This is a genomic window from Bacillus sp. es.036 (genome assembly GCF_002563635.1).
In the GTDB taxonomy this organism is placed as follows: domain Bacteria; phylum Bacillota; class Bacilli; order Bacillales; family Guptibacillaceae; genus Guptibacillus.
The window spans coordinates 1,180,263-1,191,237 of record NZ_PDIZ01000001.1 but is presented as its reverse complement, the minus strand read 5'-3'; the positions used below and the strand labels follow the sequence as shown (position 1 = coordinate 1,191,237).

The 10,975-nt window shown below is 36.0% G+C and carries 15 protein-coding genes; all 15 read right to left on the bottom strand.

Annotated features, from left to right (window positions below):
* Positions 1-193: 193 nt before the first annotated feature.
* Entirely contained in the window at positions 194-655 is a 462-nt protein-coding gene (locus ATG70_RS06160; RefSeq protein ID WP_098443470.1) for a hypothetical protein, read from the bottom strand.
* A gap of 53 nt (positions 656-708) precedes the next feature.
* Positions 709-1,296 (bottom strand): phage tail protein, encoded by a 588-nt coding sequence (locus tag ATG70_RS06155; RefSeq protein WP_098443469.1) that lies wholly within the window; start codon positions 1,294-1,296, stop codon positions 709-711.
* The gene (locus tag ATG70_RS06150) at positions 1,296-1,700 is read right to left on the bottom strand and encodes a hypothetical protein (protein ID WP_098443468.1); all 405 of its coding nucleotides are present in this window, start codon (positions 1,698-1,700) and stop codon (positions 1,296-1,298) included. The genes ATG70_RS06155 and ATG70_RS06150 overlap by 1 nt, the downstream gene beginning before the upstream one ends.
* Positions 1,684-2,076 carry a hypothetical protein gene (locus tag ATG70_RS06145; RefSeq protein WP_098443467.1) on the bottom strand — a complete coding sequence of 131 codons (393 nt, stop codon included), beginning with the start codon at positions 2,074-2,076 and terminating at the stop codon, positions 1,684-1,686. The genes ATG70_RS06150 and ATG70_RS06145 overlap by 17 nt, the downstream gene beginning before the upstream one ends.
* Positions 2,069-2,461 carry a phage head-tail adapter protein gene (locus ATG70_RS06140; RefSeq protein WP_098443466.1) on the bottom strand — a complete coding sequence of 131 codons (393 nt, stop codon included), beginning with the start codon at positions 2,459-2,461 and terminating at the stop codon, positions 2,069-2,071. The genes ATG70_RS06145 and ATG70_RS06140 overlap by 8 nt, the downstream gene beginning before the upstream one ends.
* Positions 2,430-2,741 (bottom strand): hypothetical protein, encoded by a 312-nt coding sequence (locus tag ATG70_RS06135; RefSeq protein ID WP_098443465.1) that lies wholly within the window; start codon positions 2,739-2,741, stop codon positions 2,430-2,432. Before ATG70_RS06135 ends, ATG70_RS06140 begins: the two co-directional genes overlap by 32 nt.
* A 12-nt stretch (positions 2,742-2,753) precedes the next feature.
* The gene (locus ATG70_RS06130; RefSeq protein ID WP_098443464.1) at positions 2,754-3,116 is read right to left on the bottom strand and encodes a hypothetical protein; all 363 of its coding nucleotides are present in this window, start codon (positions 3,114-3,116) and stop codon (positions 2,754-2,756) included.
* Between the two features lie 26 nt (positions 3,117-3,142).
* Positions 3,143-4,270 (bottom strand): phage major capsid protein, encoded by a 1,128-nt coding sequence (locus ATG70_RS06125; protein ID WP_098443463.1) that lies wholly within the window; start codon positions 4,268-4,270, stop codon positions 3,143-3,145.
* Between the two features lie 13 nt (positions 4,271-4,283).
* Positions 4,284-5,051 carry a head maturation protease, ClpP-related gene (locus ATG70_RS06120; protein ID WP_098443462.1) on the bottom strand — a complete coding sequence of 256 codons (768 nt, stop codon included), beginning with the start codon at positions 5,049-5,051 and terminating at the stop codon, positions 4,284-4,286.
* A complete protein-coding gene (locus ATG70_RS06115) occupies positions 5,051-6,184 on the bottom strand; it encodes a phage portal protein (protein ID WP_441296338.1) in 1,134 nt (377 codons plus the stop codon). The genes ATG70_RS06120 and ATG70_RS06115 overlap by 1 nt, the downstream gene beginning before the upstream one ends.
* 7 nt (positions 6,185-6,191) lie before the next feature.
* Entirely contained in the window at positions 6,192-7,838 is a 1,647-nt protein-coding gene (locus tag ATG70_RS06110; RefSeq protein ID WP_098443461.1) for a terminase TerL endonuclease subunit, read from the bottom strand.
* Positions 7,839-8,168 (bottom strand): P27 family phage terminase small subunit, encoded by a 330-nt coding sequence (locus ATG70_RS06105; RefSeq protein ID WP_098443460.1) that lies wholly within the window; start codon positions 8,166-8,168, stop codon positions 7,839-7,841.
* Positions 8,169-8,448: 280 nt separating this feature from the next.
* Complete coding sequence (locus ATG70_RS06100) at positions 8,449-8,769, bottom strand: HNH endonuclease signature motif containing protein (protein WP_306472721.1); 321 nt, start codon at positions 8,767-8,769, stop codon at positions 8,449-8,451.
* A 137-nt stretch (positions 8,770-8,906) separates the two neighbouring features.
* A complete protein-coding gene (locus ATG70_RS06095) occupies positions 8,907-9,893 on the bottom strand; it encodes a GTP pyrophosphokinase (RefSeq protein WP_098443458.1) in 987 nt (328 codons plus the stop codon).
* A gap of 51 nt (positions 9,894-9,944) precedes the next feature.
* Entirely contained in the window at positions 9,945-10,934 is a 990-nt protein-coding gene (locus ATG70_RS06090; protein ID WP_098443457.1) for a hypothetical protein, read from the bottom strand.
* Between the last annotated feature and the right edge of the window lie 41 nt (positions 10,935-10,975).

Sequence of the window (10,975 nt, the reverse complement as noted above, 5' to 3'; positions counted from 1 at the left end):
CCTTTCTACTGCTTTTTCGGATTATTGGACCAAGTATCATAAGCCTGTTTATTTTCGAATATCCGATCGACTTCCACGATTGGAAAATCCCAGAACACCTCAGGATCAATCCCATAGACAAGAACATAAAGCACGTACAAATCTTCAACGCATTCAATGTTAAGTTGAGGCGCTTTTACTTTCTCGCCTTTCTCTACTTTTTTGAGGTGCTCTCTTCTAACCCCTTCCTGAACTCGTTCGGGTTTTGATTCAAGTAGACCATGACAAGATCGAGATAATCATTCAGTAGTTTTTCAAGATCCGCATGGTAGAGATCAAGAAATTCTTCAAACGTAAGGTCTAGACTTTTATTGGCTCCCATAATCCCGAGGTAAATCACAGGCAAGTAGCGATCCGCATCGATAAATTCAGCTTGTTCCTCTGAAATATGTTCTGGATCAATTTTTCCATCTTCTCCAACTAACCCCTGCATCTGAACCAAGTTCGTGATTAACGAGGTTTTTGTAATCCCGAGACGTTTCCCTGTTGCAAGAGAACGATTCGTTAAGAATGCAGGGTATTTCTTTGGATTCACAAATCGCGTTTCAAATTCATTGTTTTCGAGCTCAATTACTTCGACCTCTTTAAGTTCAATCGTACTTATTTTTGTTCCCAACTGACTTCCTCCTTTTTCTTACCAAATAAAAAAGACCGACAATATGTCAGTCTTTATGGTGAAGGGATTGCCTCCACTAACGAATAATCAAATGCTGTATGCCAGGTATCCGCAATGGATGGATCTTCAAGTTCTGAAATGTATGCCTCGTAATAGAGGTTAGTTTTGGCATCAGGATAAGCTGTTACTTCCACTTCCATTTCAGCCACTTCATCAGCGCCATTTTCAATCGCAAATTTAAATCCAGTGGTTGATACCACATTAGGAAAAGCGATTAATTTTGTGATTTCTTCAAATTCATCAATCACATCAGCCGTGAATACAAAACGTTTTCCTTTCGAATTTTGAGAGTATTTATAAACACCTGGTTTTAAATCCTCATTCGTAATACCAAATAGTTCACGAACAATTGCGACTGGAACATGAGCCGATATGGTAAGGTCATGTTTTTCTGGTTTGGTCTTCTTGGCGACTTCCACGCCTTCACACTTCTTAATTAACTCCTTTAAGGTCGTTTCGCCTTCCACAGAGCCAATGCAGGGAAATTTCACCCCATCTTGCTGAGTCCCATCCTCTGCGAAAAATTGCGTGCTCGCATTCGTGATTTTCGTTGAATCAAATGATTCGACAACAGTGGCCATTAAAATTCCTCCTCGATTAATTGATCTAATTGGTCATTGATTTCTTGCAGGATACGTGGCGTCCCTTCATTCATTCCCTCAGTCATGAATTCGTCTGGTGCTCTTCCGATAGACGTTCCTAACCCCTTATCAGGGAAAACCAGATAGTTGTAAGTCTTTTTTGGTTTCGTTTCAAATCCTAAGTTAAATGTTGTGCTCTTAAGAGGCTTAGCATCTCTGGCATGTTTCTTTTTCTTAGATTTTCTAGAAACAGGAATCCTTGAAATGATCTTGTCTTCAACAGTCTTCGTCCCAAATGAATGCAAGATAGCGTTAACTCTCGCTTCAACTTTATCTGGGATTCGAGCAAACTTTTCTTGAAGTTTCCTAATTTCTTCATAATCTATTTCAAAGCGAACACTCATAACGAATTCCTCTTCTAAAAATAAAGTTTACTCGGTCAACAAATTCATCTGTTTCTAATTTCTGTACCCTGTCTCGTTCGGTGCGCACAAAACGAATCGCATTAATTTTCGTAATTGACGAAATGATATCCAATTGATCTGTTTCAACCGTATTGCTATTTTCAGCCAGATACGTAATATAAATCTCCTGATTGATATTCCCTTGATTTTCGCCTTCTTGTAACTCTCCATATATAATCAAAAAGAGATTCAATTCATTAGGACGCTCACTTTCTGCGACGTCATCTTGGAAAACAGGAAGCTGGAAGGTATCTACGAGATTTTGATAAATTTTTTCGTTTTGTTTATTAATTAACGCTTTGGCTTTATCATTCATCGTTAAACCCTCCAACTTCTTGGAGATAGAAAAACAAATACCGTCGACTGTTATCAAAGTCCACGGTGATCACATCATATTCAATTGACCCAACACGTACTTTTATGTTCGATTTTCTTAAGTCCGTGTAATTCTCCGAAAATAAAGTGGGGATCGTAGGTGGTAACATTGTTTTAACCTTTAGATCCAAGCTACTTCCCATCGTCCCAACCAACTGATAGTCCTGATCACGAGCACTCATTAATTTAAAGGCAAGCTTTCCTCTTTGGAAAAACGTTTCCCCTATCCTTTTCCCCTGAGAGGATCGTTCAATTGAGCGAAAACCGTAAGACAAGTACCCATCATTAAATATTTCATGAACTGGTCTCTGTATTCGTCGCTTCATATGCGTTAATCCCCTCTCTGAGAGATAGCTTGAAGAGTTCTCTTTCAAAGTTAATCTCAAACAATTCCAAGGAATGATTATAAGCGTAACGTCCGTAATCTATTAATAAAGGTCTCACCTTCAAATCGGAGCTATAATCAATTTCATTACCAGCAATTTCATTAAGATAAGCTACCCCTTCTTTCACCTTATCTAGCAGGGTGGTATCCTCTTCATTCCACGTAATGTGCAGATAGCTTTTCAATTGATCTCTTAAACCTTCCAATTGTTCTTCACCCAAGAAAGCCGCCCCCTATTTCTCTGGAGATGGCTTTTCATTTTCTTCTAGCTGTTTTTGCAGATCTAAAATAAGAGAAATTCGTTCTTCCTCGTTACTAGCCCCGCTTGGATTTCCATTTAGCTTTTTGATTAAATCTTCTTGAGGCGTTTTGTTTAACTTCTTAATATCTGTTGCAGTTAAACGTTCGATAGATTCATTGGACTCTTCTTCCACTTCTTTGATGAAGACACGCTTATATTTCGGATGTTCTGTCGATAGTTCTGCAATTCTTTTCTGGCTAGGTTTGTAATCTCCCTTTGGATATTCTTCCCCAGGTTTATAGATTGTCCCATGATCATCGGTATCTTTAAATCCATTCATTACTTTATAAATCATAAGTCCTTATGCTCCCTTCAAATTGTTTATACTGCTGGTTCTTCCGTTAACTGTAGGTCATAGACTTGAGCAGCATAATTGTCTACTGGCTTACCGGTAGCAAATTGTTTAGCGATATACAACGTCGCATCTTCTAATGCCATCGTCTCCGTGTACTTTTTGATCGGTTCCGTTCCACCAATAGCAGCAATGTATTCTCCTCGAACAAAGAAAAGTACTTTGCCTTGTGGAACAAATTGTGATTCAGTAATCTTCGGATTAAAAGGCAAGCTCGTTACATAGGCACCATTCGCATTTTGAATCGTGGCGTTCGCTTGGATGCCAAAGTTATCAAAGGGATTCACAACCATCACAACTTTTCCAGCGACGTTTCGAACTTTATCTTTTCCATTTACATTACGAATCGATAATTTTTCAACGACGCCTTTTAATTCTTGAATCGTTGTTTTACCTGGTTCAAAAGTTAGAGTGCCAGATGACGTTTTATCTGAAATGGCTCCAGTGCTAGCATCCACACTTTTCAGAAGGCCAATAGGTTGATTGATCCCCGTGCCAGTAACGTATCCTTTTTCAAGCCCAACAGACATGGCTTCTTTGATCATGGTACGTACGTAACGTTCAATCCATACTGGACCCAATTTCAACATATCATTGGCAAGGGGGATAAATGCTGTTAATTTTAACTGACTAATAGTTTCTTTACGGAAGGCAGCATTTAATTGGCCTTTGATATCCCCAAATAAAGGTCCCCATACAGCTGCCCCTTCAGGATCAGAATAAATAAACTCGGTTACGGCTCCTAGATTTTGAATCCCGATTTCTTGTAAGAGAGGATGGTCTTCAACTAGGTCCTGAAAGACGCGCTCTTGTGTTGTTTTAGGTAATGTCTCTGTATCTTTGAAACCACCATCTTCGACAACAGCATTAAAAAATTTGAGTTCTTCTGAAGTCAATACATTTTGACCCCGAGCCTGCATGACTGCATTATCAGCCATTTGAGTATTTACTTGATTCAGAATATCACCCTGAACGTCGTTTGCTAGGGCTTCAAGCATATTTGATAGGGCCTCAGATTGTTCTGCCTCTGTTCCGTTTAATGTAACCTGAGCAAAGGCCTGTTTCTTTTCTTCGAAATTGTTAAATTTAATGGTCATGTCTTTAGCTCCCTTATTTTAAATTTAAAAAAAGCTTACTCATATTCTGCTTATTAGCAGGAGTAGGCTTTGGTTCTGGAGATTCATTTTTATGTGCGTTTTTCTTTGCTGAATACTTGGCAACCAACTTGTCTTTTAAATTATCGTATTCTTCCTCTTCTTCTTCACCATCGTCTAGATCTTCAAGTTCTTGAATTTCAATCTCTTCCCCAACGATATCAGCAAGTCCAAAAGCAACGGCTTCCTCTGCGGTAAGAAAGGTTTCTTCATCAAGAAGTTGTTCCAATTCAGACTGCTCACCAACGAAGCGCTTTTTATACGATGCAGCAAGTGAGGCATCAATTTTTCTTAAATCTGAAGCCGTCTTTTCAAAAACTGCAGCATTACCATATTCGAATGTTGAAGCTCTGTGGATCATCATCATAGTGTTTTCAGGCATGATGACTTTATCGCCAGCAACTGCTATTACAGAAGCAGCACTTGCAGCCATACCATCTACATGAACAATAATCTCTGCTTTATGGTTTTTAAGAATATTGCCAATGGCTACACCATCAAATGCAGAACCGCCTGGAGAATTGATGTGGACATGAATTTTTTCAGCATCAACATTTTGCAACTTTCTTCGAATGCTCTGTGCACTATTGTCGCTAAAGCAAAAACCACCAATGGGTCCATAGATGTACAGGGAATATTCCTTGTCTTTTTCATCCGCTTCAAAACGCACGTCGGTTTTTTTGTTCATCATGTTCTTAATTTGATCTTTGTATTCTTTTGACATTATTTATCACCCCCTTCAAGTTCATTTGTCTCTTGGTAGTTTTTCGTAATTACAAATTTATCTAGAATCGGATCATCCATTTGTTCGAGACCGATCGCATCTCTTAACTCATGACCATTAGCCACCCCGGATGACCTTAATTTATCAACTGAAGTTGCCACATCAAACATATTACTGTAAGAGACTCGCTTAATATCGATTCGCCTACCAGCAAGGTACTCTTTCTTATCGATAAATTTGGCATCTGACTCGTCTTTAATTTTTTTAAGTAATGGATCAATACAAAAGGTCATCATGTTACGAGTCGCTTTTTCTACATCTGCCATTTCACCATGAATTAAAGCGACCGGAATACCTAATGCCTTTGCAACATGATCTAAAAAGCCGTTACTGACTTTATTGATTTCATCTACACTTGCACCAGAGGAAGCTGCCTGTTCGGTATAAGTGAATCCTTTTTGTTGTGGGATGATGGCAAACGTCTTTTCTTTTATCGCTTGGTACATACGGTCAATGAAGCTCTGTAATTTTCGTTGGGTTTCTGGATCCTTCGCACCCGTGGTCTCAAGATCAACCGTCGAACGAATCTGATTTTTATATTTCTGGAATTCTACCATTCTTCCAAACAAGGACCCATAATCCACAAAAAGACTATCAATCAATTTGGATAGATTTTCATTATCGAATTCTAAATAAAACACATCACTCATCGTAAAGGTTCGTTGGAAGGTAAAGTTTTTGACAGTAACATTTTTGAACGTATCCTCGACTAGTCCATATACCACGCGATCAAAATCATCAGCAATTAATAAATCATCTGAATCAGACTTGATAATCAAGCATTCATTGTCATGAATGAGTTTATATACGACCGTTTGCCAAAAATAACTTGCTGACATGTTTTTATTTGGTCGAACATTTAACCGGTAGTACAGTTCATCTTTTATCGTTTCTTTATTCTTCTTTACTCGATATTCAGACTGACTGATAATACGACCGATCATATTTACGCAAGTTTGAATCGCCAATTGTTTCATTTTAATCCGTTCAGAAGTACCTTCTAATAAATCGACATCATACATCCACTCCAGCTCAGTATTACGTTTGAATATGTCTAATAATCCTATTGTCACTCACCTCCTAAAATGAAATATCGTCAAGGTAAAATTCTTCTTCCTCTACCAGGACATTATCCGCTTGCCATAAGGCATGGATAAATGCCTGAAATCCATCGGTTTTACGTTTGATTTCATCTTTCTTTAAGTATTCTTTATTGCCATCCTTTTTGATTTTCACATACACATTATTTGTGTACCATCGCATTAATGGATTGTCGCCAAATATAATCTGCTTATTTGCAAATACCGTTTCAACTCGCGGTGCAAGTTGTGAATGGATTGCTTTTGGATTTCGTATATAAATTAAAAGAAAACCTTCTGCTTCAAGTGCTGATTTAACAAGATCAAGACGAAAGGTATCCGCAACTATGGTGTTAACCCCGTACAACTCTCTCATTCTTACAAACCAATTTACGATTTGTTTTATATCAATAACCGGACCATCTAAAATGGTAAGTAAACCTTCCTCTTCCCAGTCATGGATTGGCGCTTGTAAATTTGCATCCTTTAGAAAACCTCTTCTAACGAAAGAATGTGATTTCCAAATATAATCTTCACCAACTTTAAATAATAATCCGACAGCAGCAAAGTCACGTATAGAAGCGAAGTCCAAACCGCCAACTGCTTCCCTGTGTTTTAATTCCGGAAAAGGTCTGTTAGTCGCTTTGATTTCTTCCCAAGTCGCAACAGATGCAGTTAAATCGGTGGCTGGTAAATTCATACGCTTTGTCATAAATCGAATGCGTGCAGATGGCTTAGAATTTCCTAATGAGATGTACTGCGTTCTCACTTTACGGAATAACTCTTTGGCATACTCACCCAATGGTTCATGGAACATCGGATTTGCCTTTTGCCAGTTTGAAGAGTCTTCCATTTCCGATTCACTGTCCAGTGTAGCCATAAAGACAAATAACGGATCCTCTAACGATTCTCCATTTAGAACCCTGGTTGCCCGTTCTTTCAGATCATCCAAATAACCACCACGAACAAACCCATCTGTAGTGATAAAGAATTCTCTGGAGTGTTTGACCTTCCCCAGACCAGATGAAAAGACATCAATGATTGCTGAATCTTCATATTCATGAACTTCATCATATACGACACAACCGTCACGTAAACTATCTTTTGTCTTCGGATTCGATGTGTGGAACTTGAGTTTGCTATTGTTCGTTCGACTAATGACTTCAGATTTCGTCGCATAAAACAATGATTCCAACACTTTGTGATTATCTGAGTTTTTAATAGTGCTGTAAATTTCGTTAAAAGAAGTCTTAGCCTGTTCTTCGCTATTCGCTACGATCGATACATTATAATTTTCAACTCCATGCAGATCACTGATAAAGAAATTTGTTAGCGATGAAATCAATCCGTTCTTACCGGCTCCACGGGCTTTGTATAAAAAGAACTGTTCGAAAAATGGATAGTTGCCTTCTTTGTAATAGAGAAAAACAAAGGCAGTAATAAATTTTTGAAAAGGCATTAAGGTAAAATAATTCTTTTCTGTAAAAGCGATATAACGCTTATGTGTTGTTTCATCAAAGTAGATATCATCCCGATTAAGAACATGGTTTTTCAAATATGAAAATAAAAGGACCACATACTTGCTGACTTTAATTTTGTCAGCTTCGTATTGGTCCATATAAAAGGTTACATGCTTATTTATTTTCATTTACATCAAATCGTCTGCTGAGTACTTTGGATTTCCCTTGTTTTCATCGTCTATAAAATGAAAAGTTCGTTCTATATTCATGATGGATGTATTTACTTTGCTCATTTCATTCAACAGAGGGTGGGACTTCACAAATGTTTGGGTAGCATTCTTTACCATGATCGAAACGCCCTCTTTTTTAACTGTGCGTTCCATTCGTCTATAAATTTCAATATGCTTCAAGTACCTACCGACTTTTTCCACTTCAACAGGACTAGTTGTATCAACCCTGGACATCAAATAATCCTTTATTTTATCTATACTTACGTCAGTTCTTAAGGCCGCTTTCAATCATGGCCCCCCCCCTATCGTGAGATTTTGATAAAAAATTTGGAAAGTCGAGCCCCCTCCCCGTTTCACGGGTCCCCTAAAAATTCTTAAAAATTTTTAGGGGGGGACTAGTGAAATTATTTCCCCCAATTTCATATGCGTAGACTATCATTCCTTTCACTACAACTGTCATATCTTCTTGAAGGAAGAATCCACTTAGTGCCTTCTCTTATAAATCACTTCTTATGGAACATCTCAAGAGCTTTGAATGCATCCTTAATTTGTTTACTAATCCCTTGTATCACCATCTCTCATCATCGAATAATTTCTTCTTTCGAATGTATTTCTTCAACCGGTCATGCTCTTCATTGTGACATGGAATACAGATGCTTTCACAGTTACTAAAAACAAGTGCAAGCTCTGGGTATTTTTTCACTTCTTTTATGTGGTGAACGTTCTCCGCATTACCTACCTTGCCTTTTCTTTTACACGTTTGACATTCAAAGTCGTCTCTGGAGAGTATTTTTTTTCTTAAAGTACGCCACTCTGTACATTGATAGAACTTTACCAAATTATTTTTCTCTATTAGATCTTTAAGATTTTTTAGATCCAATCTTATCACTCCAAAATAAAAAAGCATCCTAAAGGATACTTAAATATGTGTTGTTATTTTGTTTTCTACCTATTACTATAATACTTTATCAATACAGTATCAGATTGCATAATATCTGTAATAATTCTGCCATGTCGTTTTGCTATCTAAGCATTGGTTCTTTTTAAATAATCATTTATTTTTTCATCACCAATTTCACATCTTAATAATACTCTAACTAATCCTAAGTAGCTATAATATACGCCATTTTCTAATCGTTCTATAGTTGTACCACTAGGACTCAATCCTAAGCGCACATCTCTTTTAGAATTTTCTAATTGTGCAGATTCATCAGTTAAAACCATTTCTTTATTATTCTGTATTAGTTGATTTAAATCTTTAATAGTATTGATATTAAAGTTTTTTAAGGTGTCTAAAATAACTGAATAAGGTTCATCTTCAATTTCATTATCAGGAAAAGTTCTCATTAATAGTTTTCTCACTAATTCAACATTTAACTCATCAGTTGGTTCATCTAAGTTGTTATTATATATTTCTCTCTCAGTTAATAATCTTTCGTACTCTAAATCAACCGTTTCTAATAATGCTGCTATTCTATTTATAGACCTTCTTAACGGAAGTGGTACATCATGTTCGTTTTTGTATTGTAGTACATGTGATGTAGCTGCCCAATTATGCTGAGACACCGTTCTCAATTGTATCTCAGCTTTACAATTTTGATATTTACTAAGAGTAGGTATTAATGACCAGGAATCATTTGCTGAAATTTCAAAATGATATGAGCCGTATCCAAATTGATTCTCTGTTAATCTTTCTTCTGTATTCTCTTTTCTGAAGACAACAAAGTTTTCTTCAATGATTTTACTAACTAGTTCTAAGTCTCTTCTAAATAATACTATGATTCTTATTCCTGCTAAATCGTTTATTTCTTCAACTCTATTGATCCTAAGCTTATTTCTTTCAATTTTGTCTTTAATAGATTTCCATTCCTTAACTCTAGATTCAATAGGTAAAGGTAAATGGAAATTTCTTAGCAACTCATTCAATTGTTCAGTAATTACTCTGCAAAATGATTCATATTTATCTTTTTCTGTCTCGTATTCTAGTTGAATACTATCTAATACTTTAGACATTTAATATCACCTTTTCTCAGTATTCTTAAGCCTTAGCTTATTAATTGACGGCTATAATGACGATAACTGTATAAATTTTAATTTAGAGTTTAGATTTCTGTTAAGTAACTCTTGATTCGGAAAACAAATTTCATAACAATCATCATATATCCTCAAACCTATATTAGTAAATTTCATAATTACGTCCTTTTGAACTTCATTGGTAATCATCTTACAAATTGAATATTTTATTAACCCAGTTAAGTCATTCCTACCGACAAGAGTTTTCAAATAAGATGCAGTTGAAGTGGTCGTCTTTCTCAATTGATCGCCATTATACTCTGCAAACAAAAAGTTGGATATATTTGAAATGTTTAAGTCTCGTTTTAATATTAGGTAATTATTAATGTTTAAAATTAAATCATAAGGTATATCAACAATAAATCCGTTAACAGTAATTTCTCTTTTTTCAATATTTACATCCGTTTCCAGAATGTCAGTCATAGTGTTGTATCTAAATCCATATTGAATTATAAATTTGAATATTAAACTTGATCTGATTTTTTCATAGGCACTTTTATTTTCTAAAGAACTTACTCTCATTTCAGCTGACTGTAGAGTATTATTACATTCTTCTACAACGATTAATACTTCTTCATCTGTAAACGCCTCAAAATCACTATGTACACTATTTAATTCAAGCTTTTTAATGTGAGTATTTATCTGATTTCTATAAGATTTTTCATCAAATGCTGATTTTCCTATTTCATCTAAAATTTCTCGGTTTTTAAATTCCCCGTAACTAAACAAATAATAAATAAATTCTTTTAAGGCTGTTGAGTAATGGGTTACCCTACTTGCTGAACTGATTTTATATTCACTTACTAAATAACTAATACTTTTAATTACTGTGGAAGTACTAAGGCCTTGTAGCAGCTCTCTTTCGTTTTGCGGATTTAAGTTCCATTGATTAATTAAGAATTCTTTAAATCTATAAAGGTGAGTAGAATATCCATCAGGTGCTTTACTTAAAAATTCATCAATGTGCTTGTCAATGAACATAATCATGCCTCCTAACCATTCATACCAATTATAATCTAAAA